This is a genomic window from Streptomyces sp. NPDC048565, assembly GCF_040650935.1.
Lineage (GTDB): Bacteria > Actinomycetota > Actinomycetes > Streptomycetales > Streptomycetaceae > Streptomyces.
The window spans coordinates 187,905-214,134 of record NZ_JBEZIH010000010.1; the positions used below are offsets into that span (position 1 = coordinate 187,905).

Below are 26,230 nucleotides of genomic sequence, written 5' to 3' on the forward strand. Positions count from 1 at the left end.
CCCACGGCCCGGCCCGGCACCGCGCGGGTGCGGGGAGGTCAGGGCGCGGGCGTGAAGGACTCGGCGGCCGGGGCCGCTTCGGCCGCCCGGACCACCGTGAGGCCGCCGGGGACCTTCGCGTCGGGCTTCATGACCACGGTCTGCCGGGTGGAGGGCGCCGACGGGTCGGTGAAGTCGTGCGGGATCCCGAAGTCGTCACCGAAGTCCTTGACGGTGAGCAGGGCCTCGTCGACACCCGCACGGGTGAGGTCCTTGGACGCGCAGGCTTTCTCCAGGGCCTCGCCGAAGACGGACGCCGCGTTGTATCCGGCGATGACGCCGTTGTCGAGGCCGTCCTTCGGGTACATGGCCGCGTACGCCTCGGCGAGCTTCGCCGGTCCCTCGGCCTTGTCACCGATGGGCAGGGTGGAGGCGCCTACGTAGTAGTCCTTCTGCAGGGCGGCGCCCGCCTGCGTCGCCAGGAGCTGCGGGGCGTAGGCGGAGTTGTTGCCGACGACCGGGACCTTGAAGCCGGTGGCCGCGGCCACGCCGACCAGGGAGGCCGCCTGACGCGGGCCCGCGCTGACGACGACCGCCTTCACACCGGCCTGCTTGAGCGCGGAGACCTGGGCGGTCATGTCGTTGTCGGTCGGCTTGATCTTCTGCTCGACGACGGTCAGTCCCGCCTCCTTGGCCGCGTACTTCGAGCCGGCCAGGGCGTTCTCGCCGTAGTCGCCCTCGAAGTAGACATGCCCGATCTTGTCTCCCTCGGCGATGCGCTTCTCGTCGAGCAGGAAGTCGATCAGGTTGATCGTCTCGACGTCGTAGGTGGCGCCGATGACACGTACGTACTTCGAACCGACCAGATTCGCCGACCAGGCCTGGGGCAGGACGATGCCCTTGTCCTGGCCGTCGATGCGCGACTCGACGGCGGCGACGAACGGGGAGCCGATGAACTGGGTGAAGCCCAGCACGTCCGGTTCCAGCTCTGTGTAGGCGCTGACCGCCTTCTGCGGGTCGTATCCGTGGTCACGGACGGTCAGTTCGATCTTCCGGTCGCAGATGCCGCCCGCCTTGTTGGTCTCCTCGACCCAGAGCTGCTGTGCCTGGGTGACGCTCTTGCCCAGCGACGCGTACACGCCGGTCATGTCGGTCAGCGCCCCGAGAGTGATCTTGGAGTCGGTGACGCCCTCCCCCGTCTTCACTCCCTGGGCGTCCCCGGCGCCGTCGTCCGACGACTTCGCCTTCTCGCTGCATCCCGCGAGGGTGAGGGTGAGAGCCGCGACGACGGCTCCGACAACACGTAGCTTCATTTCTTCTCCCCTGGATTCTTCGGACGCGTGATGCCGCCGGGCAGGAACAGGACGACCGCGACGACCGCGGCGCCGTACAGATAGCGGGACGCCTCGCCCGGTGCGACGCCGCCCGTACCGGGGGCGGACACCAGAGGGAGGGAGTCGCTGTAGTGGGTGAGCACCTGCGGGAGCAGCGACACGAACGCGGCGCCGATGACGGCTCCCGCGACGCTGCCGAGACCGCCGATGACGATCATGGCGAGGTATTCGAGGGACAGGATCATGCCGAAGTACTCGGGCACGGTGCGCTGGAAGACCAGCGCGAGCAGGACCCCGGCGAGGCCCGCGTACATCGAGGACAGGACGAAGACACCGGCCCGGTAGCGGGCCACCGGCACCCCCATCACCCCGGCGGCGATCCGATGGTCCCGGATCGCGTTGAGCGCCCGGCCCGGCCTGCCGCGCAGCACCCCTCGGGCGAAGAGCCCACAGGCCAGCAGGGCGGCCAGCGCCAGGTACCAGAGCTTCTCGGACGAGTGGAAGGGCACTGCGGCCACGACCACCTCGGTGTCGTCGAAGGTGAACCCGAAGAGCGAGAGGGGCGGTACGGGGCGGCCGTTGAAGCCTCCGGTGAGCGAGCCCGCGTTGAACAGCACGTGCTGGCCGATGAAGATCAGCGCGAGCGTGGCGATACCGAGGTAGGCGCCGCTCAGCCGCCCCGCGATGGGGCTGAAGAGCCCGCCCGCCGCTCCCGCGAGGAGCACGGCCAGGACGGCGGCGAGCCAGGTGGGCAGGCCGAGCCCGGTGAGGGCGTGGCCGTTCTCCGTACTGCTCTCCCCCGCCAGGACGCAGTAGCCGTACGCGCCGACCGCGAGGAAGAAGGCGTGTCCCATGGAGAGTTGGCCGGTGGAGCCGGTGAGGAGGTTGAGGCCGATCGCCCCGATCGCGGCGGCCGTCGCGAACAGTCCGGCCTGGAGCCAGAAGCGGTCCAGGTAGAACGGGAGCAGGAGGAGCAGCACCGAGCCGGCGAGCCGGAGGTAGGGGGCGGGCCGGCGCAACCGGGCGGTGAGCGCTTCGCGCGCGCCGGTGTCCTGGACGGCTTCAGACACGGGACAGCTCCTTCGTACCGAAGAGTCCCGCCGGCCGGACGAGCAGGACGACCACCATCACCAGATACGGCGCGAGGTCACCGATACCGCGTCCGAGGAAGGAGAGGTCGCTCTGGTAGCCCGTGGCGAGTGACTCGGTGACTCCGACGACGAGCCCGCCGACGAGCGCCCCCGTCGTCGAGTCGAGGCCGCCGAGGATCGCGGCGGGGAACGCCTTGAGCGCGGCGAGTGAGGTGGCCCGTTCCAGGCCGGGGGTCGGGAACACGGTGAGGAAGAGCGCGGCGACCGCGGCGAGTGCTCCGGCGACCGCCCAGGCGGAGAGGGAGACCCGGCCGAGGCGGATACCCATCAGGGCGGCGGTCCGTGGATTCTCGGCGGCGGCGCGCATCGACACGCCCCAGGAGGTGAAGCGGAAGGCGAGCAGGAACACCGTGATGAGCAGTCCCGCGACGAGGAACGCCGCGATACGGGTCTCGGCGAGGGTGACGCCTCCGACGGTGACGACGTCGTCCCCCCATGGGTCTCCGAGCGACATCACATCGGTGCCCATGCGCCGGGTGAGTTCGGTGGTGAGCAGGATGTCGACGCCGATGGTGACGATGGCCAGGACGCTCTGGTCGCTGCCCCGGTAGCGGCGCATGACGAAGAACTCGACCGCCGAACCGACGACCGCCGCGCCCGCGATGCCCACACCGAGCGCCGGCCAGAAGCCGATGTCGTCATGGAGTACGGCGGTGACGTAGCCGCCGGCGAGCAGCAGCGAGGCATGGGCGAAGTTGACGACCTCGGTGGCCTTGAAGATGACGACGAAACCGAGGGCGATCAGTGCGTAGACGGAGCCGATGGACAGTCCGCCGAGGAGGAGTTCGATGAAGGTGGTCATTCCTGTGCCCCCAGGTAGGCCCGCACGACGGCCGGGTCGTTCTGCACCTCGGCGGGCGTGCCACCCGCGATCCTGCGTCCGAAGTCGAGTACGGTCACCGCGTCCGCGAGCCGCATGACCACCCCCATGTCGTGTTCGACCATGACGATCGAGATGCCGAGGCTGTCGCGGACTCCGGCGACGACGGCCGCGGTGCGGCGGCGCTCGTCGGCGGTCATGCCGGCGATGGGCTCGTCCAGGAGGAGCACCTCGGGCTCCATGCACAGGGCGCGGCCGAGCTCGACGAGCTTCTGCTTCCCGTACGGGAGTGCGCCTGCGGGGAAGTCGAGTTCCCTGTCCAGGCCGATGAACTCGGCGATCTCACGCACCCGTTCGAGATGGCGGTGGGACTCCCGGGTGGCGGAGGGCAGCCGCAGTCCGGAGGCCACGAACCCGGCCCGGGTCAGCCGGTGCCGACCGAGCATGAGGCTTTCGGCGACGGTGGCGTGCGGCGGCAGGGCCAGGTTCTGGAAGGTGCGGGCGACACCGAGTCCTGCGATCGTGTGCGGGGCGAGACCGGTGAGTTCGGTGGAACCGAGGTGCACGGTGCCCGAGGCGGCGCGGTAGACGCCGGAGAGCACGTTGAAGGTGGTGGACTTCCCCGCGCCGTTGGGGCCGATGACAGCGTGCACGCTGCCCGGCTCGACGGTGAAGGACACCGCGTCCAGGGCGGTGAGTCCGGCGAAGCGCACGGTCACCTCGCGTACGGCGAGCGGGGCCGGGGCTCTCGTCACGCCGACCACCCGCTCAGGGTGCGGGTGACGCCCTCCGCCTGCGCGGCGTCCTCGGCGGCCGTCTCGTCGACGACGCCGAGATAGCGCCGGCGCACCTCGTCGGATGCGGCGAGCTCGTCGGCCGGTCCTTCGAGTGCGACCTCGCCGACGTCGAGTACGTACGCGGTGGAGGCAAGCCGCAGCGCCATGGCCGCGTTCTGCTCGACGAGCATGACGGAGGTGCCGCCCGCGTTGATCTCCTGGACCGTCTCGGCGATCCTGGCCGCCATCAGCGGGGCGAGGCCGAGGGACGGCTCGTCGAGCAGCAGCAGCCGGGGCCCGGCCATCAGGGCGCGGCCCATCGCCAGCATCTGCTGCTCTCCGCCGGACAGCAGTCCGGCCCGCTGGTGCGCGCGCTCGGCGAGCACCGGGAACAGCTCGTGTACGCGGCGGAGGGCGGCGGCATCGGCCTTGCGCCCGCCGCGTGCCCCCAGTGCGCCGGCCCGCAGATTGTCCGCCACCGTCATCCGGGCGAACACCTGCCGCCCTTCGGGCACTTGGATGACCCCTGCCGCCACCACCCGGTCGGGGCCGAGCCCTTCCAGGGGGCGGCCGTCGAAGCGGATGGTGCCCGTGCCCGTCCCGCGGTGGAAGCCGAGGGTCCGCGACACGGCCCGCAGCAGCGTGGTCTTTCCCGCGCCGTTGCCGCCGAGTACAGCGGTGATCGCACCGGCCGGCACATCGACGGAGACGTCACGCAGTGCGCGTACCGGGCCGTAGCCCACGGACAGTTCGCGGATCTCGAGCGTTGCCATGCGTCCTCCTCCTTCCGACTGGTCGTCGTGGTGCCACAGACCAGCAGCGGGCGAGGCGTGCGTCCACGGCCACGGGCGCACTCGCTGCGGGTGCCCCGTCTTCGAACGGCCCGGTTGTGCCCGTGCACAGAGGGAGGTGATGCGCTGCCGTCCCCTGCGCAGCCGGTGGCATCCTCATCGGCCATGAGCGGGTCGGGGTGTTCGTCCGGATCGGGCAGGACCGAGGAGCGGGGCCCGGCGCTGTTCCGCGCCCTGCTGGAGGGGCGGCCGGAGCTCACGGCCCCGCTGGTCGAGGATGTCCTCGGGCCGCTGCTGGCGCTGGATCCGGCGGACCGGGCGTTGCTGGTGGGGACCCTCGACGCATGGCTGGAGTGCGGGGGTTCGGCGGGACGCGCGGCGGTGCGGCTCCACTGCCATCGCAACACCGTGTTCAACCGCCTGCGCCGGCTGGAGCGGCTGACCTCGCGGTCGCTGTCACAGCCGCGCGAACTGGTCGAGACGGTGCTTGCGCTGGACGCCTTCAGGCTGACGGCGCCGCAGCGGTGAGGGGGTTGCCGGACTGTCCGGCAACCCCCTCACCGCGGTGCGTCAGGACAGGAAGTCGCGGGCGATCGCCTCGGCCGCGCGCTCCAGCAGGGGTCCGGCCTGTGCCATGCAGACGGCGGGGTCCGGCTCCAGGTCCGTGAGGGCGTAGGCCCGGCGGATGCCGGCCCCGGCCAGTGCCTCGGGCGGCAGGGCGAGACGCCCGCACACGGCGACGACCTCGACGCCCGCGGTGCGCGCCGCCGCGGCGACCCCGGCCGGGGCCTTGCCGTGCAGGGTCTGCTCGTCGAGCGAGCCCTCGCCGGTGACGACGAGCGTGGCGCGGGCCAGGGCGGGGGCGAAGCCCAGGACGTCGAGCATCACCTCGATGCCGGGGCGGAAACGCGCGCCGAGCGCGACCAGTGCGCCGTATCCGATGCCTCCGGCGGCGCCCGCTCCGGGCAGCTCTGCGGTCTCGGGCCCCAGGAGGGACGCGTAGTGGACGAGTGCCGCGTCGAGGACGGCGATGTCGTCCTCGGTGGCGCCCTTCTGCCGCCCGTAGACCTCGGGGGCACCCTTGGGCCCGGTCAGCGGGTTGTCCACGTCGCTGGCCAGGATCAGGTCGATGTCCTCGATCCTGGGGTCGAGCCCCGACAGGTCGGCGTCGGCCAGCCCGGCGAGTGCACCGCCGCCGGGGCCGACGGGTTTGCCGTCGCCGTCCAGGAAGCGGGCCCCGAGCGCGGCGAGCATGCCGGCGCCGCCGTCCGTCGTGGCGCTGCCGCCGACGCCGAACACGATGGTCCTGGCGCCCGCGTCGAGTGCGGCCGCCAGCAGTTCCCCGCTGCCGTACGTGGTCGCCGTGAGCGGGGCGAACTCCCCTGCGGGCAGGTGCTGGAGGCCCGAGGCCTCGGCCATCTCCACCACGGCTGTGGTGTCACGCACCGCGTACGCCGCCGTGACCGGGTCACCCAGCGGCCCGGTCACCCGCGCCTCGCGGCGCTCGAATCCGGCGGCCACCGCCGCCGCGACCGTGCCGTCGCCGCCGTCCGCGACGGGCAGCGTCTCGACCCGCAACCCCGGTACGACGCGCCGCAGTCCGGCCGTCACCCGCTCCGCGACCTGTACGGCCGTCAGCGAGCCCTTGAACTTGTCCGCCGCCACGAGCACGCGGGCGGTCTTCATCGCTGCTCCGTCCGTCACCTTGCATCCCTTGCTTTCGAACAGGCAGTCGCGCCGCCCCGACCCTATCCGGACCACCCTGATCTGCCCATGGCTCTCCGGGAACCACCGCACGCCTCGACCAGCTCGCGGCGCGGTGCGCGCCGCGAGCTGGTCGGGGCCGGTCAGTCGAGCGGCTCGTGGTTGACCCAGACCACCTGGTACGGGAACCGGGACTTCCAGCCCCGGATGAATTCCTCGACTCCGGGGGCCACGAACGAGGCGTTGAGCGCGTCGAGGTCGGCGAAGCCGAACTGCACGACGGCCGTGGCCGCGAACACCGGGCTGTGGTCGTCGACGGGCACCCTGATGTGGCGCCGGGCCGAGAAGGTCTGGATCGTCCCGGAGTCACGCATCAGCTGTTCCATGCCTTTGAGGAACTGGTCGAGCTCGGCGTCCGGGAGGGAATCGTTGAAGGAGACGATCATCGTGTGGTGAATCATGCGTCCATGGAACCCTCACCGTGCCGGTCGAGTCCAAGACCCGTTGGTTCTGGAGCGATAACCTCCAGGCATGGTTGATCTGGAGACGCGGGAGCTCGAATACTTCATCGCGGTCGCCGAGGAGCTGCACTTCGGCCGTGCCGCCGAGCGCCTGTCGATCGCCCAGCCGGCGCTGTCCAAGGCGATCCGGCGCATCGAGACGCGCCTCGGCGTCCAGCTGCTCCTGCGATCCAGCCGTCATGTCTCGCTCACACCCGCCGGGGAGACCCTGCTGCACCACGGCCGCCACGCGATCGACGCGGTCGCCGCCGCGGCCCGGCACGCACGCCGGGCGGGAGACACCGAGGCCCACCTGCGGCTGGTGATCAAGGCGGGCGGTGACGCGGCGCTGTTGTCCGGCATCCTCACCCGGTACTCCCGACGGCCCGGCGCGCGCCAGGTGGACATCCTGTTCGGTGGTGCCACGGACCGAGTCGAGCGCCTGCACGACGGCCGGGCCGATGTGGCGCTGCTCCACACGCCGTTCGACGACCTCACGGGCCTGGCGTACGAGACGCTGCACGTGGAGGGGCGCGTCGCGATCCTGCCCGGCGAGCACCGGCTGGCCTCCCGCACCGAGCTGCGGCTGGCCGACCTCGAACACGAGACGCTGCCACGCTGGAAGGACGTGCCCGACGGCGGTACGGGGCCGGAGATCGTCGACGTACCGCAGATGATCCAGATGATCACCCTCGGCCGGACCATCGCGATGCTGCCGCGCTCGCTCGTCGAACCCGTCCCCCCAGGAGTGGTGTGTGTCCCGGTGATCGACGCTCCCGCCAGCCATCTGGTCCTCGCCTGGCCGGAGACGGACCGCCGGCCGCTGGTCGCCTCGTTCGTCGCTGCGGCGGTCGCCGCGAAGGATGCGCGACAGGACGGGGAGGCCCGACCACCGGTCTCCCCGCAGAGCAGGTGAGGTAGTGTTGACGACTGCGAAGGGGAGTAGCCCTGCAAACCGGTCGTCGACACACTGGAGCCTTCGGGTTCCCGGTGGCCGGGCTCGTGGAGTCTTACGGGTGGGCGAGACCTTCGGTCAGGTATGACACGCCCACGCCTTGTGGGTGCTGCGGTCATGCCGGGCCGAGTGGTCCTCCGAAATGAGCCCGTGCGGCACTTCGCGGAAGATCCGGGGCCCGGCTCTCACAGAAAGCCACCCGGAATGCATCTCGACCCCCTGGCGATCCTCACCGCCTTCGGGCTGATCTTCCTCGCGGAGCTCCCCGACAAGACGATGTTCGCCTCGCTGGCCATGGGCACACGCATGCGCCCGCTCTATGTGTGGTTCGGCACGTCGTCCGCGTTCATCGTTCACGTGGCCATCGCGGTCGGGGCGGGCGGGCTGATCGGCCTGCTGCCCGACTGGGTCGTCAAGGTGGTCTCGGCCACCCTCTTCGCCCTCGGTGCGTTCATGCTGCTGCGCAGCGGTGGCGATGACGACGAGGACGAGGAGATCAAGACCGTCACCGGCTTCTGGCCGGTCTACACGACCGCTTTCATGGCGGTCTTCATCAGCGAGTGGGGCGATCTGACGCAGATCACCACCGCGAATCTCGCCGCGAGCAACGGCACCTGGTCCACGGCCGTCGGGGCGGCCGTCGCCCTGATGTCGGTGTCCGCGCTGGCGCTGCTGGCGGGGCGGTTCATCGCCAAGCGGGTGCCGCTGAAGACGGTGCAGCGCATCGGGGGTCTGTGCATGCTGGGCCTGGCGGTCTGGTCGGTCGTGGAGATCTTCGCAGGCTGAGAGCCCGCCGGGACGGCGAGCGGGCGTCACGGGCCAGGATCGCGGGACCGGCCGGCTCAGAACAGGGCCGGCGCCCCGTCCTCCGTCCCCCGCTCGAAGGCGAGCAGCCGCTGCTTGCGGTCGAGCCCGCCGCCGTACCCCGTCAGGCTCCCGGACGCTCCGATGACGCGGTGGCAGGGGACGATGATCCCGACCGGGTTCTTGCCGTTGGCGAGGCCCACCGCGCGGGATGCGCCGGGCTTGCCGAGCCGGTCGGCCAGTTCGCCGTAGGTACGGGTCTCGCCGTACGGGATGCGTACGAGCTCGGCCCAGACGCTCCGCTGGAAGGGCGTGCCGGCCAGCTCCAGCGGGAGGCCGAACTCCCTCAGCTCGCCGGCGAAGTAGGCGTCCAGCTGCCGGGCGGCCTCGTCGAAGGGCCCGGCGTCGGACACCCCGAAGGTCTCCTCGGGCGGGCGGTGCCGCTGCCCGGTCATGTACAGGCCGGACAGCACACCGTCGGTCGCGACCAGGGTGAGCGCCCCGTACGGGCTGTCGATGACCGTGTGCTGCCTGGTCGTCGTGGGTGTGGTGGTCATGGTTCTTCCTCGTGCCTTCGGTTCTTCCTGGTGAATTCAGGCGGGCAGATGGTTGATGGGGTGATCGTCGACGGTCCACAGATACTGCACGGCGTACGCGCGCCAGGGGCGCCACCGCCCGGCTCGCGCCGTGAGCGCGGCGGGCGTCGCCGGGAGGCCGAGCCGTTCGGCCGCCCTGCGGATCCCGAGGTCGGTGGGGAGGAAGGCGTCCGGGTCCCCCAGGGCCCGCATCGCGATGACCTCGACCGTCCAGGGGCCGAATCCGGGCAGCCCGGCAAGCTCCGCGCGGGCCTTCTCCCAGTCGGCGCCCTCCCGCAGGTCCAGGGCCCCGTCGGCGAGGGCGGCCACCAGGGTGGTGAGCGTGGCGCGGCGGCTGCGTGGCAGGGCGAGCGCTTCGGGGTCGAGGCCGGCCAGCGCCCCGGGGGTGGGGAAGAGGTGGGTCAGGCCGCCTTCGGGGTCCTCCACGCGGATCCCGTGGGCGTCGACGAGGCGGGCCGCGTGGGTGCGGGCCGCGGCCGTGGAGACCTGCTGGCCGAGGACCGCGCGTACGGCGAATTCCGCGGCGTCGACCGTACGCGGCACCCTGCGCCCCGCTCCCGTGTCGACCAGCGGGGCGAGCAGCGGGTCGGCGCGCAGCTGGTCGTCCACGGCGACCGGGTCGGCGTCCAGGTCGAGGAGTCTGCGGCAGCGGCTGATCGCCTGGGTGAGGTCGCGGGGGTCGGTGAGGGAGAGCCGGCAGTCGATGTGGCCGGGCCGCGGGGACAGCGCCACGATGCCGTGCCCGTGCGGCAGGGTGAGCGTGCGGCGGTAGGCGCCGTCGCGCCACTCCTCGACCCCTGGGACGGCAGTCGCGGCGAGGTGCCCGAAGAGATTGCCCGGGTTGAGAGGGGCGCGGTAGGGGAGCCGGAGCGCGATGGCCCCCGGGGTGCCGGGATCACGGGGGCCGCGTGCCGCGCGGTCCCGCAGCTCGCCCGGGGCCAGCGCGAAGACCTCCCGCACGGTGTCGTTGAACGTGCGGATCGATGAGAACCCGGCCGCGAACGCGACCTGGGCCATGGGGAGTCCGGTCGTCTCGATGAGGACCCGTGCGGTCTGGGCGCGCTGGGACCTGGCCAGCGCGAGCGGTCCCGCACCGAGCTCGGCGAGGAGCTGGCGCTCGATCTGCCGGGCCGAGTAGCCGAGCCGGGCGGCGAGTCCTGGCACGCCCTCCCGGTCGACGACCCCGTCCTGGATGAGCCGCATGGCCCGGGCGACGGCGTCGGCACGGGCGTTCCACTCGGGGGAACCGGGGCTGGTGTCGGGCCTGCACCGCTTGCAGGCGCGGAATCCAGCCTGCTGGCACGCGGCGGCGCTGGGATAGAACGTCATGTTCCGGGCCTTGGGCGGCACGACCGGGCAGCTGGGACGGCAGTAGATCCCGGTGGTCAGGACCGCGGTGAAGAACCAGCCGTCGAAGCGGGCGTCCTTCGACTGTACGGCCCGTACGCAGCGCTCGGTGTCGGTGTGCATGGTTCAAGCATCGGGCACGCGGCGGCCTGAAGGCTGGCGGGAATCCGACATCGACCTGGCGTGGGCACCCGACCGACACGTTCAAGTCAGTGACCAGAGGTCACGTACATGACTATTGACGCGCTCACGACACAGCTCTACGGTCCAAGAAAGCGCTTGCTCCCTCCCCAGTGTGGTGCCGGTCCCCCCATTTGTTCAACAGACCGAACACACACGAACCGCCGCACCGACCCGATCTGGAGACAACCGATGCAGACCAAGAAGTCCGTGATCGCATGTGTCACCCTGCTCGCCGGCTCAGCCCTCGCCCTGTCCGGCACCCTCGCGCAGGCCACCTCCGCCCCGGACACCGCGGACACCTCGGACAGAGGCACGGTCGGTGCCCCGGCCGCGGTGGCAGCCGACGCCCTCTACGTGGCGCCGGACGGCAGCGATGACGCCGCCGGTACGGAGTCGGACCCCACGACGCTCTCATCGGCGATCGACCGCGTCACCTCCGGCGGGACGATCTACCTGCGCGGCGGGACGTACGAGTACTCCGAGACGGTCACCATCCCGCCGGGCAACGACGGCACATCGAGTGCCCCCACGACGCTCGCCGCCTACCCGGACGAGACCCCGGTCCTGAACTTCTCGGCCATGAGCGAGGACTCGGCGAACCGCGGGCTCGCCGTGAACGCCGCGTACTGGCACATCGACGGCATCATCGTCGAACACGCCGGGGACAACGGGATCTTCGTCGGCGGCAGCCACAACGTCATCGAACATGTCGTGACGCGCTTCAACCACGACTCGGGGCTGCAGATCTCGCGGATCGCCTCCGACACCCCCGACGACGAGTGGCCGTCCGACAACCTCATCCTGAGCTCGGAGTCGCACGACAACGCCGACTCCGACGGCGAGGACGCCGACGGCTTCGCCTCGAAGCTCACCTCGGGCTCCGGCAACGTCTTCCGCTACACCGTGTCCCACAACAACATCGACGACGGCTGGGACCTCTACACCAAGACGGAGACGGGCCCCATCGGCCCGGTGACCATCGAGGACTCACTCTCCTACGACAACGGAACGCTGTCCGACGGGACCGTGAACGACGACGGCGACCGCAACGGCTACAAGCTCGGCGGCGACGGCATCGAGGTCGACCACATCGTCCGGCGCAACATCGCCTACAACAACGGCCACCACGGGTTCACCTACAACAGCAACCCGGGCTCGATCGCGGTGTCCAGCAATGTCAGCATCGACAACGTCGAGCGCAACTTCTCCTTCGACAAGGGCACTTCGGTGTTCCGCGACAACATCTCCTGCCGCAGCGGCGACGGTTCCAACGACAAGACCGTGGGCGACGCCGACAGCTCCAACCAGTTCTGGACCGGTACGAACGGCTCGGGGTGCTCCGACTACTCCGGCGCGCTCGACTGGTCCTTCGCCGCGGACGGCTCCCTCACCGTGACCTTCGGCGGCAGCAAGGTGACGCCGTAGCACGGAGACAGGCACGCGCCGTCCCGCCGACCGCCCCGCGACGGGTGGACCGGGGCGGCGCGAGCCGCTCAGGCGGTGGCGTCGGGGCCCAGGGCGTACAGGCGCGGCAGGTTGACCACGATCGCCTCCTGGGTGCTGCGGGCGATGACGACCACGGCCTCCTCGGCGGGGTCCGGGTTCTCCTCGCGGTGCGGCACGAACGGCGGCACGAAGATGTAGTCGCCGGGCGAGGTGCGCAGCCGCACCTCCTCCGGCTCCTGACCCGAGTCGTCCAGGAAGACGAACTCCGGGTGCCCGCTGACCACATGGATGGCGGTCTCGGACTCGCCGTGGTGGTGGTCCGATGACGCGGTCGACGGCGCCACGTGCGTCTGGCCCATCCACAGCTTCTCGGAACCCACGGTCTTCCCGCTGACGGCGCTGAATCGGCGCATGCCGCCGCTCTGCGCCGTGTCGCCGTCCAGCGCGTCCGCGCGGATGTGGTGCAGACGGGTGCGCAGGGGCGCCGCCGGGCGGCCCGGGGCTTCATGGAGGTGAGGGTGGAACCCTTCTCCTGGGGTCGTCAACGGCTCGCTCATGGCTGGGACGTTAGGTCGGCGGCGAAAAGGATGTCAAGAGGTGTCCTTTCCGCTTCACCTGCGGCAATGTTCCGGCAACACTGGACGGACCGCAGGGGCGCAGCCACCGGAGGAGCCTCGCCCGCGGCCCGCCCCCCGGGGCATGATGTGGGCATGCATATCTCCGCGAAGGCGGACTACGCCACGCGCGCCCTTCTGGAGCTCGCGAGTGATCCCGGCCGTCCGCTCTCCTGTGAAGCCATCGCCTCCTCGCAGGAGATTCCGTTCAGGTTCCTGAAGTCCGTGGTGGGCGAACTGCGCCGAGCAGGCCTGGTGCGCAGCCAGCGTGGCTGCGAAGGCGGTTACTGGCTCGGCAGACCCGCCGACGAGATCGCCCTGCTCGATGTCGTACGCGCCGTCGACGGCGAGCTGATCACCCTGCGGGGTGAGCCGCTGGCCGCTCTCGACTACCCGGGGGCCGCCGTCGGCCTGCCCGGGGTGTGGCGGCGGGTCGAGTCGGACGCGGCGACGGTTCTCGGCGGGCTGACCCTGGCATCGCTGGTGCCCTCCGACGCCCGTGAACAGCCGTCCGTGATCGGTGCCTCGTGACCGGCGGGACGGGCGCCCCGACGGTGGAGGTGGTCGAGTACACCGACCCGATGTGCCCCTGGGCCTGGGGTTCCGAGCCCGCCTTCCGCAGGCTGCGGACCGCGCTGGCCGGCCGCGTGCCCTGGCGGCGGGCGTACGCGATCCTCTTCGACGACGAGGACGACCCGGCTCCCGACCCGGCGGCCGAGACCGCGTACTACGCCGGCTACGTGGAGCGGATCGGCGCACACACCCTCGCGCCCCGGGCGGCCCGGCTGAGCCGGGTGGCCGCCAGCTCCTGGCCCTCCTCGCTCGTGGCGGTGGCCGCCGAACTCCAGGGCGAGGATGTGGCCGAACGGGTGCTGCGCAGGCTGCGGGAGACCGTCTTCGTGCTGGGCGAGCCCGCCGACACCCCGGAGGCCGCGCTGGCCGCCGCGCACGGTGTCCCGGGCCTCGACCAGGACCGGCTCAGGGCCGACGCGGCCTCACCCGGGGTGCTGGAGCGGGTGCGCGCCGACCGCGCCGAGGCTCGGCGGCCGGTGCCCGAGGTCCTGGCCGTACGGAGCGGGTCACCGCACCCCGGCACGGCCAAGGAGACCTCCGACGGCGGGCACCGCTACGCACTGCCGACGCTCCTGCTGCGCGCTACGTCGGGGTATCGCGCGGTCCCCGGCTGGCGGCCCTACGAGGCGTACGCGGCGGCCGTCGACGAGCTCTGGCCGGGGGTGCTCGATGCCTGCGCACCGCTCTCCCCCGCCGAGGCCCTGACCCACCACGGGAGCCTGACCGAACCGGAGCGCGACCTGCTGGCGGAGGGTGTCTGGCCCCCGCCGGGCGCGGTCGGCCTCGGGACCGGAAACGGCGTGCTGTGGCTTCATCCTGACGAGGCGTCAGTACACCCCGCCACCTCCTGATGAGCCTCCCGCACCGCCCTGAGCTGCGATTGAGCCGCGTCCCGCTCAATGAGACACCAATGGGTGTCCATTGACAGGCGCCGACGGCTGCCGCCAGGATGAGCCCATGCTCACGACGCATCCCGGTGTGGTGTGCCGCTACGTGGACCTGCGGCGCACCTCCAGCGCACTCTGTCGCTGACCCGCCCGCCCCCGTTCACAGGCGCTGCCTGACCTCTGTCGGCAGCACCGGCCACCGGCCGGTCCGCTGATCCGCGCCTGTCCCCCGCGTCGGCGCCCCGCCTTCCGTCACGCCCTTTCGTCGTATCCCCGTACGGGGTCGTGAGTTCTTCGGCGTCCCCGTCCGGACCCGCTCCTGCCCTGCCGTGCGCCGACACCTCGACGACGCATGCCCGCATACGCGACGACGGTTCGGTGCGAGCGCCGCGCACCCCTCTCCTCCCCCGCCCCCCCCGCCTCCTCCTGCCCCGCTCCGGGCCGGGACCCATCAGAGAGAACGAGATGTCCGCACGACTCACGAACCGCCGCCGACCGGACGCCCGGTCGGCCCGACAGGCGGGCGGCCTGAGGGTCGCTGCCCTCGGAACCGCTTGTGTCGCCCTGCTCGTGCCGGCTCTGAGCGCTTGCGGCGGCAGTGCCTCGTCGTCGGCCGGCGGCGCCACCCTGAAGTGGGCCTCCTCCTACTTCCCGGGCCACTGGGATCCGGTGGTGGGGGGAAGCGGCGCACAGTTCCGCGAACTCGCCCTCGTATACGGCTCGTTGACGCGCACCGACGAGGAGGGCAAGGCCGTCCCGGACCTAGCCGAGAGCTGGGAGTACAACAAGAAGGGTGACGGGATCACCTTCCATGTGCGCCCCGGGCTGAAGTTCAGCGACGGGGAGCCGGTCGACGGTGCGGCGGTGAAGGCCGCCATCGAGCGGGCCCAGAAGCAGAAGAACTCCGCGCTCTTCGGCGACCTGACGTCGATCGGGTCGGTGAAGGCCGAAGGCCTCGACGCCACGCTCGAACTCACCCAGGTCGACTACCAGATACCGCAGCTGCTCGGGGAGCGCGTCCTGCAGATCGCCAGCCCGAAGGCCGCGGCGAACCCCTCGAAGCTTGACCAGAATCCGGTCGGCGCCGGTCCGTTCATCATCGACCAGCTGATCCCGGGCACCAAGGCGGTCCTGCGGAAGAACCCCGACTACTGGGACGCGGAGAACATCCACATCGACGACGTCGAGCTGGTCTCCGCCCCCGACACCTCCACGGTCGTCTCGGGGCTCCAGACCGGCGTCTACAACTTCGCCGACCTCGACCCGAGCCAGGCGTCGGCCGCCGAGAAGGCGGGCCTCGACGTGTTCTCCCAGCCCGGATTCAACGCCTCCAACATCAGCCTGAACGTCAACAAGGCGCCGTTCGACGACGACAGGGTGGTCGACGCGCTGCGTTACGCGGTCAACCGCAAGGAGTTCGTGGACAAGCTGACGTTCGGTCACGGTGAGGCCACCGACCAGCCCTTCCCCAAGGGCTACGAGGCCTACGACACCCAGTCCGAGGACGCTTACCCCTACGACCCGGCGAAGTCCAGGAAGCTTCTGGCCGAGGCGGGTCACAAGCCGGGCGACATCAAACTGAACCTGGTCATCCCGTCGGAGGATCCGCAGGCCGAGATCGTCCAGTCGCAGCTGGCGGCCGTGGGCATCAAGGTCACCATCAAGATCGACAAGAACTGGGCGACCCCGTTCTTCGCCAAGGATCTGGCCTTCTCGCTGTACTCGACGACGGGCCGTGACTCCGCGGTCCAGACGCTCACCGCCCACTTCGGCCCCGACGGCCCGCTGAACCTGAGCACCCCGTACGAGCCGGACGGCTTCAGGAAGGCCGTCGCGAAGGTGCGTCAGACGCCCCTGGACTCCCCCGACTACGAGCAGGTGCTCCAGGCGGCGACGCGTACGGGTCTGAAGAGCAAGGCGCTGATCTTCACCTTCTCCTCGCCCAACCTCTTCGCCAAGAGCAAGGCGCTGTCCGATCTGCCCAAGAACCCCGCCCATATCGACTGGACCGGTGTGAAGATCACCGGCGCCTCCTGACCATCCATCCACCAACCACGGCAGAGAGGGGGCAGACCCATGACGACGACCACACCAGAGGTCACTCCTGAGCGCGTCTCTCCTGAGCACGTGTCGCCCGAGAACGGGTCTCCCGAGCGCCGCCGCCGGGTCGGCGCGGTCAGGGCGCGGCATGCGGCGGGGCGGGTGGCGGCCGCCCTTGGCCGGTCGGTCGCGATCTTCGTACCGGTGTTCCTGGTGGCGACCTTCGTGACGTTCGCGCTGCGTTCCATGAGCGGACTCAGCCCGGCTCGCATCCAGTTGGGCGAGGAGGCCACCCCCGACGCCATCCAGCGCATCGAGGCGGAGTGGGGTCTCGACAAGTCCTTCCTGGCCCAGTACTGGGACTGGTTCTCCGGCGTCCTGCACGGCCGGCTCGGCACCAGCTGGGTCAACGGGGCCGACATCTCCACGCTGATCGGTCTCGGCCTCGGGGTGAGCCTCTCGGTCGCGGTCTTCGCCCTGATCATCGGTGTGGTCGTCGGCTTCGTCCTCGGCACGGTGGCGGCGCTGCGGCGCACCACCCTCGTCGACCGGGCGATCACGGGCTTCGTCACCGTGATCTCGGTGATGCCGGCCTTCGTCGTCGGCATCGTGCTGGTCGCGGTACTCGCGGTGGGACTCGGGCTGTTCCCCTCGGCCGGTTACGTCCCGGCCGAGCAGGGCTTCGGCCCCTGGCTCGCCCACATCACGCTCCCCGCGCTCGCGCTGAGCTTCGACGTCATCGCCGACGTCGCCCGCCAGCTGCGGGCCGGCCTCGTCGCGGCCTACGGCGAGAACTACGTGACGGGAGCGGTGGTCCGGGGGCTGAGTCCACGGCGGATCTTCTTCGCACACGTCCTGCGCAACGGACTCGGGCCCGCCCTCGCCACGATGGGGCAGAAGTTCCCCGCGCTGGTGGGCGCCTCCGTGGTCACCGAGTGGATCTTCGGCCTCCAGGGCTTCGGCCGGTTCGCCAACGACTCGGCACAGGCCGGTGACGTGCCCGCCGTACAGGGCGTGCTCGTGGTGTCGATCGTGCTGGTCGTCTCCTTCAACCTGATCATCAATCTGGTGCTGGCACGTGTGATGCCGGCATCCCAGCGGGGGGTATGACGATGGTGCGCCGCGTCCTCTCACTCACATCCGGCCGGATCGCCGTGGGCATCCTCGTACTGATCGCCCTGCTCGCCGTCTGCGGTCCGTGGCTGGCCCCGCAGGATCCCCTGGCGACCAGCGACAACACACTGGCGTCGGCCTCGGGTGCCCACTGGCTGGGCACGGACTACCTGGGGCGCGATGTGTTCAGCCGGCTGCTGGACGGCTCACGGATCAGTGTGCTCGGCTCGCTGGAGGTCGCGCTGACGGCCCTCGTCGTCGGTGCGATCCCCGGCATCCTGTCGGTCTACTCCGGCAGGGTCTTCGAATGGCTGACCCTCCGGCTGGCCGACACCCTGGTCGCCCTGCCGTTCCTGCTGTTCGCCATCGCCGTGATCGCACTGCTGGGCAACGGCATCACGCAGGCCATGCTCGTCACGGGCGCGCTGGTCTCGCCCCTCTTCTACCGGGTGTCCAGGGCCGCCACGCTGGCCGTGGCCCGCTCGCCGTACGTGGAGGCCGCCATCGTCTCCGGCGCCTCGGTGGGCTGGGTCGTACGCCGCCATGTCTGGGTCAAGGTGCTCCCGCCGATCGCGGTGGCGCTCGCGCAGACCATCGGCGTGGGCTTCGTCATCGTCTCCAGCCTGACCTTCCTGGGAATCGGCGTCCAGCCTCCGGCTCCCACCTGGGGCGGGCTGCTCGCCTCCGATCTCGGCTACCTCAGCCACCAGCCCTGGGCCCCGGTGGCGCCGGCGCTGCTGATCATGGTCACCGTCTGGGCGTGCAATCTGCTCGCCGACGCCATCCGTGACGTCTCGGGTGAGGCGGGACGCGCCTTGGTCGACCAGCGCAAGGCCCGGGCCCGCACCGGCACGTCCGCCCCCGTCTCCGTGGGAGGTTCCCGATGAGGACCCTGTCCCAGAACACCGCCCCGCCGCACACCGAGGAACCCGTGAGCGACGGGTCCGCCGGTACGGCCGTCCCCGCCGCTCCTCCGGTGATCGCCGTACGCGACGTCCGGATCAGCGACCGGATCACCGACCGGGAGCTCGTCCACGGCGTCGGCTTCGAGCTCACCCCCGGCAAGGCGGTCGGCATCGTCGGCGAGTCCGGCAGCGGCAAGACCCTCACCTGCCGGGCCGTGCTCGGCATCCTGCCCCCGCACTTCGAGGTCTCCGGCGGAACCGTCGAGATCGACGGGACGGACATCGCCACGCTGACGCCCCAGCAGTGGACCGCCCTGCGGGGCACCACGATCGGCGCCGTCTTCCAGGACCCGGCGTCCTACCTCAACCCGTCGATCCGGGTGGGTGCCCAGATAGCCGAGGTCATCCGGGTCAAGAAGGGCGTGAAGCGGCGCGAGGCGCGCAGGCGCGCACTCGGCCTCCTGAGGGCGGTGCGGCTGCGGGACCCGGAGCTGGTCTACGGCCAGTACACCTACGAGCTGTCGGGGGGCATGCTCCAGCGCGTCCTGATCGCCGCGGCGATCGCCGTCGAACCGCGAGCCCTGATCGCCGACGAGGCCACGACGGCACTCGATGTCACGGTCCAGGCCGAGATCCTCGACCTGCTCGCCGAACTGCGCGAACGCACCGGCCTGGCACTCGTCGTCGTCTCCCACGACCTGGCCGTCGTCGCCCAGCTGTGCGACGAGGTCCTGGTCATGCGTCAGGGCGAGGTGGTGGAGCAGGGCCCGACACGCTCGGTGCTGCACGACCCGCAGCACGAGTACACCCGGCTGCTGATGGCCGAGCACGAGAGTTACGGCCTGGACAAGTTCCTCGCCCAGGAGAGCCCGAGCCCCGAGGAGGCGTCATGAGCGTCGCGTCGCCACAGACTGGCAAGGCCCAGGTCGCAGTCCAGGAGAAAGAGGCTCCCTCCCCGGTCCTGGCCGTCGAGGGTCTCGATGTCCGTTACGGCCGGGGGCGCCGGGGCCGGAGCGCCCTGCGAGGTGTCTCGTTGAGCATCGCACCCGGCGAGACCGTCGGTGTCATCGGCGAGACAGGCTCCGGCAAGTCCACGCTGGCCCGCGCCGTGCTCGGCCTGGTGCGTGCCTCGGCAGGCTCGATCCGGGTCGGCGGCGACGAGGTGACCGGCTACGGCAACCGCCGGTGGCGCGCGCTGCGCCGCCGGGGCATCGTCCAGTACGTCTTCCAGGATCCGCTGCGCAGCCTCGACCCCGACCTCACCGTCGAGGACTCCCTGATCGAGCCGCTGCTGATCCAGGGGGTGCCGCGCAAGGAGGCGGCCGAACGCGGCCGGGCGTTCCTCGACCGGGTCCACCTGACCACCGACCTGCTCGGGCGGCTGCCCGGGGAGCTCTCCGGCGGGCAGCGCCAGCGGGTCGCCGTGGCCCGCGCCCTGGTCACGGAGCCCGCCCTGGTCATCCTCGACGAGCCGGTCAGCGCCCTGGACTCCGCCAACCGGGTCCAGGTCCTGGAGATCCTCAAGGAGCTGCGCTCGGCCGGGACTTCGCTCGTGTTCATCTCCCACGATCTCGGTTCCATCGCCGGGACCGCCGACCGCATCGCCGTGCTCTACAGGGGGGAGCTCGTCGAGGTGGGGGCGGCACGTGACGTCATCACCCACCCGCAGCACGTCTACACGCGCCTGCTCGTCGGCTCCGCTCCGACGCTGCACAAGCGGACCACCGGCCGGGCCGAGCGCGAGGCCCTGCGCGCCCGGCTGAGCGACTGAGCCCGCACCACCGACTCCCCGCACCACCGAGAGGAACACCCATGTCCCGCAGGATCCATCTCGCACTGCACCCGTACGGCGTCGGCGGCCCCGGCCAGCACGGCCTGTGGAAGGACCCGCGCGTCGCGAAGAACGCCAGCATCGACATCAACTACTACATCCAGCAGGCCCAGGCGGCCGAACACGCCCTGTTCGACGCACTGTTCGTCGTCGACAGCCAGTTCATCAACTCCACCTACCCCTCGCACTACCTGAACCGGCTCGAGCCGCTCACCCTGCTCTCCGCCGTCGCCACCCACACCAAGCACATCGGCCTGGTCGGCACGGCGAGCTCGACGTACAACTCACCGTTCAACCTCGCCCGCAGGTTCGCCTCCCTCGACCACATCAGCTCCGGGCGCGCCGGATGGAACGTGGTGACCAGCTTCGACACGGGTACGTCGAAGAACTACGGGCTCGACGAACACCTCGACTACACCACCCGCTACGGCCGCGCGCTGGAGTTCGTGGAGGTCGCCCGCGGTCTGTGGGACTCCTACGAGGACGACGCCTTCCCCGCCGACGTGGAGCGCGGAGTCTTCCTCGACCCGTCCAGGCTGCACGCGCTGGAGCACGCCGGGGAGCACTTCAAGGTCGCCGGGCCGCTCAACATCTCCCGCTCGCCGCAGGGGCAGCCGGTCATCTTCCAGGCCGGGGTCTCCGACGAGGGCCGCGACCTGGCCGCGCGCGTCGCCGAGGGCATCTACGCGCCGGGCGGCACGCTGGAATCGGCCAAGGAGTACTACGCCGACATCAAGAAGCGCACCGCCGCCTACGGGCGCGACCCCGACCACATCAAGGTCTTCATCCACGGCGGTCCGATCGTCGGCGCGACCGACGCGGAGGCCAGGCGCCGGGAGCGGGAGATCTTCGAGGAGGACAACGACTTCGCGAGCAACCTCGCGCTCCTGGGCCGCTCCTTCGGCGCGTACGACTTCAGCACGCACGACCTGGACGCGCCGTTCCCCGACGTCGCCCACCTCGCGGAGAAGGGCGGCAGGACAGGCGCCGGCAGGATCATCGAGCGCGCGACGGCGGAGAAACTGACGTTGCGTCAAGTCGCCGAGTCCGTCAACGCGTTCCGCCGCTCGCCGTTCGTCGGGGCCCCGGAGACCGTGGCCGACACCATCGAGAAGTGGTCGGACGCCGGCACCCTGGACGGCATCAACCTCGCCTTCCGCAACAACGAGGACCTCGACCGCTTCGTGGACGGCGTGGTGCCGCTCCTGCAGAAGCGCGGTCTGTTCCGCACCGAGTACGAGGCCGACACCCTGCGCGGCAACCTCGGACTGCCCGTCCCCACGAACCGCCACACCGCCGAGCGCGCGCTCGCGAACGACTGATGCGTTCCGCGAAGCCCTCCGGACCGGTACGCGACCGCACCCGCACACACGCAGGAGTCTGATCCGAGATGATCGAGTACACGGATTACCACGCCCCCGAGGGCCTGCGCACCCGCGCCACCGTCCTCGTGGTGCCCGGCCGTGGCGAGACCCGGGCGACCTACACCAGGCTCGGCAGCCGGCTGGCCGCCGACGCCTACCGCGTCCGCGTCATCGACGCCCCCGGCCTCGACGAGGGCGACCCGACCGGATCGCTGGACCGCTTCGGCGCACAACTCGCCGCGGCAGCCGAGGACTCGGCCACGGATGATGACGGTGTCGTGCGCCCCCTCGTACTGGTCGGCGCGGACAGCGGAGCCGTCGCGGTCGCGGCGCTCCTCGGCCGGGCCGACGTACCGGAGGCCGCGCGGCCGGACGCCGTCGTCCTCGCGGGGATTCCCGGCGGAGGGACCGCGGCCGTCGGCGGCTGGGAGGACGAGCTCGATGTGCGTACTGCCTGTCCCGCCCACCGGGGCAGGCTCACCGAGGACACCGGGATCCGGCGGGGCGCGCTCGACGAGGCGGTGCCGGAGGCTCTGCTCGCCGCGGCGCACGGCGCCGGTATCGATGTCCCCGCGCTGTTCCTGACCGGCGAAGCCGATCCGCTCGCGGACCGCGAGGCACTCGTGCGTACGGCGAAGTCGCTCCCGAAGACCCGGCTCTCGGTGGTACGGGGGGCGCACCACGACGTGCTCAACGACACGCAGCACCGCTCAGTGGCCGCGGAGATCGTCACCTTCCTGGAGACCTTGCGCAACGGGCTCGTGCCGGTCGTGTCGGTCGATTCGAGTGCGTGGTAGCCGCTGCCCCGCACAGCAGTGCCGGTCATTCCGCCCCGTAGAGAAAGGCTCTCCCCATGGCAACCATCCTGTCCGTCTCCGGCAGTCCCTCCGCCACCTCCCGCACCGGACGGCTCCTGCGGCACCTGGACGACCGGCTCAGGGACCAGGGGCACGACGTGACGCCGCTGGACGTACGCAACCTGCCGGCCCAGGCCCTGCTGGGCGCCGACTTCAGGCACCCGGCCGTCGTCGAGACCACGGCGCTGTTCGAGTGGGCGGACGGGGTGGTCATAGGCACCCCCGTCTACAAGGCGGCCTACTCGGGGCTGCTGAAGACACTGCTGGACCTGTTGCCGCAGTTCGCGCTGACCGGCAAGACCGTGCTGCCGCTGGCCACCGGGGGCAGCACGGCCCATGTGCTGGCGATCGACTACGCGTTGCGGCCGGTGCTGAGCTCCATGGGAGCGGCGCACATCGTGCCGGGCTGGTTCACGCTGGACAAGGACATCACGGCCGACGACGACGGCACGCTGACCGTCGCACCCGGCACCGCGGAGGCTCTCGCCCAGGTCACCGACACCTTCTCCCGGGCGCTGGGCGGACGTACGGCGGTGCTCGCACCCACGGGCTGAGGAACGGGGCCGACGCCCTCCCCTCAGGCTGCCCTCAGGCGCCGCCACACCGCCTTCGCCGCGTGGTGCCCCGACATGCCGTGCACACCGGGGCCCGGCGGGGTGGCCGACGAGCAGAGGAAGACCGCGGGATGCGCGGTGGCGTACGGCACGCGGGCGAGCTTGGGCCTGAGCACCGTCTGGAGCCCGGCGAACGCCCCGGTGGAGATGTCACCGCCGACGTAGTTGGCGTTACGCACGGCGAGCCGGGGCGGTCCTGCCACCGCGCGGGCCAGGACCAGGTCGCGGAAGCCGGGGGCGAACCGCTCCAGTTGGCGCTCGATGACCTCGGTGGCGTCGCCCTCCCAGCCGGCCGGGACGTGCCCGTACACCCAGAAGACATGGCGGCCTTCGGGGGCGCGGGTCGGGTCGACGACGCTGGGCTGTGCGGTGATCAGGAAGGGGACGCTCGGGGCGCGGCCGGCCACGGCGGCGCGCAGGGCCGCGTCGATCTCGGCGGCGGAGGGGCCGACATGGACCGTGCCTGCGCGCCTGGCCTCATCCGCCGTCCAGGGCACGGGGCCCGACAGCGCGTAGTCGATCTTGAAGCAGGAGGGGCCGTAGCGGTAGTGGTCGTAGGCGCCGCCGAGTCCGGCGATCCGGGCGAGCGCGGTCGGTGAGGTGTCGAAGATGTACGCGCGTGCGGGCGGGAGTTCGTCCAGGCGCTTGACCTCGATGCCCGTGCGGATCGTGCCGCCCTGTTCGCGCAGGAAGGCGGCGAGGGCCTCGGAGATGGCCCCCGAGCCGCCGCGCGGCACCGGCCAGCCGTTCTCATGGGCGGCAAGCGCGAAGAGCAGGGCGATTCCGCCGGTCGCGAAGCCGCTGCCGGGTGCGATCGTGTGCCCGGCAAGACCCGCGATCAGGCCACGCGCCTTCTCCCCCCGGAAGCGCCGGGCGAGCAGCGTGGCCGGCTGCACCGCGTCGAGACCGAAGCGTGCCCAGCGGTACGGGTCCCGGGGCAGGCCGTCCCACGGGGTGCGCAGGAAGTCCTCGGCGAGGGTGTCCCAGTGCCCGGTGTAGGGCGCGACCAGCCTACGGTAGGCGCCCGCGTCCTCGGGGCCCAGCGACATGGCGCTCTCCCCGACGGACCGGGTGAGCACGGCGGCGGAGCCGTCCGGGAAGGGGTGGGCGAGCGACAGCGGTGCCTGGAGCCATTCGAGGCCGTGCCTGGCCAGCGGCATCGCCTTGAAGGCCGGGGATCCGATGCCCAGCGGGTGCACGGCGGAACACGGGTCGTGGCGGAAGCCGGGGAGGGTCAGCTCCTCGGTGCGGGCGCCGCCCCCGACGGTCTCCCCCGCCTCGAACACCTCCACGGCGAACCCGCGGCGCGCCAGCTCGACCGCGGCTGTCAGCCCGTTCGGGCCCGCCCCCACGACGACGGCATCCAGCATCGATGGCACCTTCGGACTCCTTTGTCAGCCGATGGCCAGGGCACCCAGGATATTCACGTACGCCGACAACGGGACCCCGGGTGGCCCCCGGGGCGGCGTCAGGCTTGTGCCGGACCTGTGCCCCGTCCGCACCCACCCCGTGCCCGACCCGTGTCGGACCTGTGCCGGGTCCGCTCCCGGGCCGGAAGTAATAGATGTATGTGCAACCGTTCGATGGTCGTACACGTCTCCCGATGCGGTAAGTGTTCATGCCGGAGACGGCATTTCTTCCACCGCACGCCACGACGAGGGAACTTCTATGACACACCCCCTTCCCGGCCGCCGTCTTTCGCGCGCCGCGATCGGTGTACTCGCCGCAGCCGCGATGACCGGGCTCGCTTCCATGCCCGCCGTCGCCTTCGCCGCGGAACCGGACCTCGGGGTCGGTCCGATCGCGCCGATCACGGGCGCGCACCCGGGCAGCGGCGTCGATGTGCCGTTCTCGGTGCTGAACAAGGGCACCGAGGACGTCGACAAGGTCTGGGTGAGCTACTCCGTCACGTCGGGTCTGGCCGCTGCGGACAAGTACGGAAACTGCGAGTACCACACCGAGCCGTCGTACGACGAGGCACCGGAGCAGAGCGTCGCGGAGTGCGCCTTCGACCAGCCGCTGAAGCCCGGCGTCGTCTACGTACCGGACAAGCCGATCGGGCTCAAGGCCGGGGACAACGCGCTGCACGACGAGGTCAACGTGGGCATCGACACCACGGAGCCCGGAGACTCCGACGGCGGCGGGTCGGAGCCCGTGCCGGGCACCGGCGCCCCGCTGAAGCTGGTCGAGAAGGGCCAGGCGACCGACAAGGACCGGGCGGACCACGACAAGCTCTACTCGATCGGCGAGGTCACCACGGAGAACACGGCCGACTTCTCCCTGACCGGCGCCGAGCTCGACGGCAAGGTCGGCGACAAGGTCACCGCGTCGGTCAAGTTCACGAACAAGGGCCCGGCCTGGGTCTACCGCGGTCTTGACCAGAGCGCCACGACCGTCGACATTCGGATCCCGGAGGGAACCTCCGTCGTCAAGGCCCACGACTACTGCGACGCGGTCTCCAAGACGCACTACACCTGCGGGACCTCGCAGGCGTGGGTGAACAAGGACGGCGGCGAGACATACCCGTTCGTCCTGCGGATCGACAAGGCCGTCGAGGGGGCGAAGGGGAAGGTCTCCTTCACCGGGGCGGAACGGTCCTTCGACAAGAACCCGGACAACGACACCGCCGACATCGTGGTCAACGCCGGTGCCGGCGACTCGACGGGCGGATCGTCGACCGGCGGCTCCTCCACGGGCGGTTCCTCGACCGCGGGTTCGTCCACCGGCGGCTCCTCGACCGACGGGTCCACCACCGGCGGATCGTCGACGGGCGCCTCCACCACCGGCGGCTCGGCCACCGACGGCGTCGCCGCGCAGTCGGCGACGGGCGGCGACCTGGCGAACACCGGCTCCGACTCCACCCTCCCGATGGTGGGCGCGTCGGTGGCAGCGCTGATCGCCGGCGGCGGCATCTTCTACGCCGTCCGCAGGCGTGCGGCTGCCGGTAGCAACTAGGGCGCGTTTCGAAAGTAGCGCCGTCCGCCCGAAGGGCGGGCCCGGCGGCGTCCGGTGCGTGCGATCGCAAGGCGGAGGGTCGCCCCGATAC

General features: G+C 71.2%; 25 protein-coding genes and 1 pseudogene. 15 read left to right on the forward strand and 11 right to left on the reverse strand.

All coding sequences use genetic code 11. The features are described from left to right. Positions 1-38: 38 nt before the first annotated feature. From AB0C75_RS15160 to AB0C75_RS15180, 5 genes are read right to left on the reverse strand one after another with little or no spacing between them, the layout of a single operon-like run. The gene (locus AB0C75_RS15160; RefSeq protein WP_362890786.1) at positions 39-1,292 is read right to left on the reverse strand and encodes an ABC transporter substrate-binding protein; all 1,254 of its coding nucleotides are present in this window, start codon (positions 1,290-1,292) and stop codon (positions 39-41) included. Then, complete coding sequence (locus AB0C75_RS15165) at positions 1,289-2,383, reverse strand: branched-chain amino acid ABC transporter permease (protein WP_362890788.1); 1,095 nt, start codon at positions 2,381-2,383, stop codon at positions 1,289-1,291. Before AB0C75_RS15165 ends, AB0C75_RS15160 begins: the two co-directional genes overlap by 4 nt. Beyond that, positions 2,376-3,266, reverse strand: a complete 891-nt coding sequence (locus AB0C75_RS15170; protein WP_362890790.1) for a branched-chain amino acid ABC transporter permease — start codon at positions 3,264-3,266, stop codon at positions 2,376-2,378. The genes AB0C75_RS15165 and AB0C75_RS15170 overlap by 8 nt, the downstream gene beginning before the upstream one ends. Then, positions 3,263-4,048, reverse strand: coding sequence for an ABC transporter ATP-binding protein (locus AB0C75_RS15175; protein WP_362890792.1), 786 nt, complete (start codon positions 4,046-4,048; stop codon positions 3,263-3,265). Before AB0C75_RS15175 ends, AB0C75_RS15170 begins: the two co-directional genes overlap by 4 nt. After that, positions 4,036-4,833, reverse strand: a complete 798-nt coding sequence (locus AB0C75_RS15180; RefSeq protein WP_362890794.1) for an ABC transporter ATP-binding protein — start codon at positions 4,831-4,833, stop codon at positions 4,036-4,038. Before AB0C75_RS15180 ends, AB0C75_RS15175 begins: the two co-directional genes overlap by 13 nt. 249 nt (positions 4,834-5,082) lie before the next feature. Between AB0C75_RS15180 and AB0C75_RS15185 the strand changes: the two are divergent. After that, positions 5,083-5,379 (forward strand): annotated as a pseudogene (locus AB0C75_RS15185) (helix-turn-helix domain-containing protein); the annotation flags it as partial. A 42-nt stretch (positions 5,380-5,421) separates the two neighbouring features. Here AB0C75_RS15185 and AB0C75_RS15190 read toward each other — a convergent pair. Both AB0C75_RS15190 and AB0C75_RS15195 read right to left on the reverse strand, forming a co-directional pair. Continuing rightward, positions 5,422-6,537 carry a glycerate kinase gene (locus AB0C75_RS15190; RefSeq protein WP_362890796.1) on the reverse strand — a complete coding sequence of 372 codons (1,116 nt, stop codon included), beginning with the start codon at positions 6,535-6,537 and terminating at the stop codon, positions 5,422-5,424. 161 nt (positions 6,538-6,698) lie between these two features. After that, positions 6,699-7,016 (reverse strand): hypothetical protein, encoded by a 318-nt coding sequence (locus tag AB0C75_RS15195; protein ID WP_362890798.1) that lies wholly within the window; start codon positions 7,014-7,016, stop codon positions 6,699-6,701. A 70-nt stretch (positions 7,017-7,086) separates the two neighbouring features. On the opposite strand from AB0C75_RS15195, the gene AB0C75_RS15200 reads away from it, so the two are divergent. Next, positions 7,087-7,971, forward strand: a complete 885-nt coding sequence (locus tag AB0C75_RS15200) for a LysR family transcriptional regulator (protein WP_362890800.1) — start codon at positions 7,087-7,089, stop codon at positions 7,969-7,971. A gap of 243 nt (positions 7,972-8,214) precedes the next feature. Further along, positions 8,215-8,796, forward strand: coding sequence for a TMEM165/GDT1 family protein (locus AB0C75_RS15205; protein WP_362890802.1), 582 nt, complete (start codon positions 8,215-8,217; stop codon positions 8,794-8,796). A 56-nt stretch (positions 8,797-8,852) separates the two neighbouring features. On the opposite strand, the gene AB0C75_RS15210 is transcribed toward AB0C75_RS15205, so the two are convergent. Further along, positions 8,853-9,371 carry a methylated-DNA--[protein]-cysteine S-methyltransferase gene (locus tag AB0C75_RS15210; protein WP_362890804.1) on the reverse strand — a complete coding sequence of 173 codons (519 nt, stop codon included), beginning with the start codon at positions 9,369-9,371 and terminating at the stop codon, positions 8,853-8,855. A 36-nt stretch (positions 9,372-9,407) separates the two neighbouring features. Beyond that, complete coding sequence (locus AB0C75_RS15215; RefSeq protein WP_362890806.1) at positions 9,408-10,880, reverse strand: AlkA N-terminal domain-containing protein; 1,473 nt, start codon at positions 10,878-10,880, stop codon at positions 9,408-9,410. Between the two features lie 249 nt (positions 10,881-11,129). On the opposite strand from AB0C75_RS15215, the gene AB0C75_RS15220 reads away from it, so the two are divergent. Then, entirely contained in the window at positions 11,130-12,365 is a 1,236-nt protein-coding gene (locus AB0C75_RS15220; protein WP_362890809.1) for a right-handed parallel beta-helix repeat-containing protein, read from the forward strand. Positions 12,366-12,433: 68 nt separating this feature from the next. Here the strand turns inward: AB0C75_RS15220 and AB0C75_RS15225 are convergent, their stop codons facing one another. Next, complete coding sequence (locus tag AB0C75_RS15225; protein WP_362890811.1) at positions 12,434-12,943, reverse strand: cupin domain-containing protein; 510 nt, start codon at positions 12,941-12,943, stop codon at positions 12,434-12,436. A 153-nt stretch (positions 12,944-13,096) separates the two neighbouring features. On the opposite strand from AB0C75_RS15225, the gene AB0C75_RS15230 reads away from it, so the two are divergent. The 10 genes from AB0C75_RS15230 to ssuE all read left to right on the forward strand — a co-directional run bounded on the left by AB0C75_RS15230 (position 13,097) and on the right by ssuE (position 23,124). Beyond that, entirely contained in the window at positions 13,097-13,531 is a 435-nt protein-coding gene (locus AB0C75_RS15230; RefSeq protein WP_362890813.1) for an Rrf2 family transcriptional regulator, read from the forward strand. Positions 13,532-13,581: 50 nt separating this feature from the next. Next, positions 13,582-14,424 carry a DsbA family protein gene (locus AB0C75_RS15235; protein WP_362890843.1) on the forward strand — a complete coding sequence of 281 codons (843 nt, stop codon included), beginning with the start codon at positions 13,582-13,584 and terminating at the stop codon, positions 14,422-14,424. Positions 14,425-14,925: 501 nt separating this feature from the next. After that, entirely contained in the window at positions 14,926-16,497 is a 1,572-nt protein-coding gene (locus tag AB0C75_RS15240; protein ID WP_362890816.1) for an ABC transporter substrate-binding protein, read from the forward strand. Between the two features lie 39 nt (positions 16,498-16,536). Next, positions 16,537-17,610 (forward strand): ABC transporter permease, encoded by a 1,074-nt coding sequence (locus AB0C75_RS15245; RefSeq protein ID WP_362890817.1) that lies wholly within the window; start codon positions 16,537-16,539, stop codon positions 17,608-17,610. Positions 17,611-17,612: 2 nt separating this feature from the next. After that, on the forward strand, positions 17,613-18,500 hold the full coding sequence (locus tag AB0C75_RS15250) for an ABC transporter permease (protein ID WP_362890819.1): 888 nt from the start codon (positions 17,613-17,615) through the stop codon (positions 18,498-18,500). Further along, positions 18,497-19,411 (forward strand): ABC transporter ATP-binding protein, encoded by a 915-nt coding sequence (locus tag AB0C75_RS15255; protein ID WP_362890821.1) that lies wholly within the window; start codon positions 18,497-18,499, stop codon positions 19,409-19,411. Before AB0C75_RS15250 ends, AB0C75_RS15255 begins: the two co-directional genes overlap by 4 nt. After that, entirely contained in the window at positions 19,408-20,289 is an 882-nt protein-coding gene (locus AB0C75_RS15260; RefSeq protein ID WP_362890823.1) for an ABC transporter ATP-binding protein, read from the forward strand. The genes AB0C75_RS15255 and AB0C75_RS15260 overlap by 4 nt, the downstream gene beginning before the upstream one ends. A 41-nt stretch (positions 20,290-20,330) precedes the next feature. After that, complete coding sequence (locus AB0C75_RS15265) at positions 20,331-21,671, forward strand: NtaA/DmoA family FMN-dependent monooxygenase (protein WP_362890825.1); 1,341 nt, start codon at positions 20,331-20,333, stop codon at positions 21,669-21,671. 68 nt (positions 21,672-21,739) lie between these two features. Further along, positions 21,740-22,510 carry an alpha/beta hydrolase gene (locus AB0C75_RS15270; protein ID WP_362890827.1) on the forward strand — a complete coding sequence of 257 codons (771 nt, stop codon included), beginning with the start codon at positions 21,740-21,742 and terminating at the stop codon, positions 22,508-22,510. 56 nt (positions 22,511-22,566) lie between these two features. Further along, positions 22,567-23,124, forward strand: coding sequence for an NADPH-dependent FMN reductase (gene ssuE, locus AB0C75_RS15275; protein WP_362890829.1), 558 nt, complete (start codon positions 22,567-22,569; stop codon positions 23,122-23,124). Positions 23,125-23,147: 23 nt separating this feature from the next. Here ssuE and AB0C75_RS15280 read toward each other — a convergent pair whose 3' ends face one another. Further along, positions 23,148-24,563, reverse strand: a complete 1,416-nt coding sequence (locus tag AB0C75_RS15280; RefSeq protein ID WP_362890831.1) for an NAD(P)/FAD-dependent oxidoreductase — start codon at positions 24,561-24,563, stop codon at positions 23,148-23,150. 289 nt (positions 24,564-24,852) lie between these two features. Between AB0C75_RS15280 and AB0C75_RS15285 the strand changes: the two genes are divergently transcribed. Continuing rightward, positions 24,853-26,139: an LAETG motif-containing sortase-dependent surface protein gene (locus AB0C75_RS15285; protein WP_362890833.1), complete on the forward strand. Its 1,287-nt coding sequence runs from the start codon at positions 24,853-24,855 to the stop codon at positions 26,137-26,139. Positions 26,140-26,230: the final 91 nt, after the last annotated feature.

What these genes read in the sequence shown, in the direction of transcription:
- ssuE (WP_362890829.1), top strand. Translation starts at nt 22,567, where the DNA reads ATGGCAACCATCCTGTCCGTCTCCGGCAGTCCCTCCGCCACCTCCCGC.
- AB0C75_RS15270 (WP_362890827.1), top strand. Translation starts at nt 21,740, where the DNA reads ATGATCGAGTACACGGATTACCACGCCCCCGAGGGCCTGCGCACCCGC.
- AB0C75_RS15195 (WP_362890798.1), bottom strand. Translation starts at nt 7,016, where the DNA reads ATGATTCACCACACGATGATCGTCTCCTTCAACGATTCCCTCCCGGAC.
- AB0C75_RS15210 (WP_362890804.1), bottom strand. Translation starts at nt 9,371, where the DNA reads ATGACCACCACACCCACGACGACCAGGCAGCACACGGTCATCGACAGC.
- AB0C75_RS15180 (WP_362890794.1), bottom strand. Translation starts at nt 4,833, where the DNA reads ATGGCAACGCTCGAGATCCGCGAACTGTCCGTGGGCTACGGCCCGGTA.
- AB0C75_RS15255 (WP_362890821.1), top strand. Translation starts at nt 18,497, where the DNA reads ATGAGGACCCTGTCCCAGAACACCGCCCCGCCGCACACCGAGGAACCC.
- AB0C75_RS15245 (WP_362890817.1), top strand. Translation starts at nt 16,537, where the DNA reads ATGACGACGACCACACCAGAGGTCACTCCTGAGCGCGTCTCTCCTGAG.
- AB0C75_RS15230 (WP_362890813.1), top strand. Translation starts at nt 13,097, where the DNA reads ATGCATATCTCCGCGAAGGCGGACTACGCCACGCGCGCCCTTCTGGAG.
- AB0C75_RS15285 (WP_362890833.1), top strand. Translation starts at nt 24,853, where the DNA reads ATGACACACCCCCTTCCCGGCCGCCGTCTTTCGCGCGCCGCGATCGGT.
- AB0C75_RS15190 (WP_362890796.1), bottom strand. Translation starts at nt 6,537, where the DNA reads ATGAAGACCGCCCGCGTGCTCGTGGCGGCGGACAAGTTCAAGGGCTCG.
- AB0C75_RS15235 (WP_362890843.1), top strand. Translation starts at nt 13,582, where the DNA reads ATGTGCCCCTGGGCCTGGGGTTCCGAGCCCGCCTTCCGCAGGCTGCGG.
- AB0C75_RS15240 (WP_362890816.1), top strand. Translation starts at nt 14,926, where the DNA reads ATGTCCGCACGACTCACGAACCGCCGCCGACCGGACGCCCGGTCGGCC.
- AB0C75_RS15220 (WP_362890809.1), top strand. Translation starts at nt 11,130, where the DNA reads ATGCAGACCAAGAAGTCCGTGATCGCATGTGTCACCCTGCTCGCCGGC.
- AB0C75_RS15250 (WP_362890819.1), top strand. Translation starts at nt 17,613, where the DNA reads ATGGTGCGCCGCGTCCTCTCACTCACATCCGGCCGGATCGCCGTGGGC.
- AB0C75_RS15160 (WP_362890786.1), bottom strand. Translation starts at nt 1,292, where the DNA reads ATGAAGCTACGTGTTGTCGGAGCCGTCGTCGCGGCTCTCACCCTCACC.
- AB0C75_RS15260 (WP_362890823.1), top strand. Translation starts at nt 19,408, where the DNA reads ATGAGCGTCGCGTCGCCACAGACTGGCAAGGCCCAGGTCGCAGTCCAG.
- AB0C75_RS15215 (WP_362890806.1), bottom strand. Translation starts at nt 10,880, where the DNA reads ATGCACACCGACACCGAGCGCTGCGTACGGGCCGTACAGTCGAAGGAC.
- AB0C75_RS15225 (WP_362890811.1), bottom strand. Translation starts at nt 12,943, where the DNA reads ATGAGCGAGCCGTTGACGACCCCAGGAGAAGGGTTCCACCCTCACCTC.
- AB0C75_RS15205 (WP_362890802.1), top strand. Translation starts at nt 8,215, where the DNA reads ATGCATCTCGACCCCCTGGCGATCCTCACCGCCTTCGGGCTGATCTTC.
- AB0C75_RS15265 (WP_362890825.1), top strand. Translation starts at nt 20,331, where the DNA reads ATGTCCCGCAGGATCCATCTCGCACTGCACCCGTACGGCGTCGGCGGC.
- AB0C75_RS15170 (WP_362890790.1), bottom strand. Translation starts at nt 3,266, where the DNA reads ATGACCACCTTCATCGAACTCCTCCTCGGCGGACTGTCCATCGGCTCC.
- AB0C75_RS15200 (WP_362890800.1), top strand. Translation starts at nt 7,087, where the DNA reads ATGGTTGATCTGGAGACGCGGGAGCTCGAATACTTCATCGCGGTCGCC.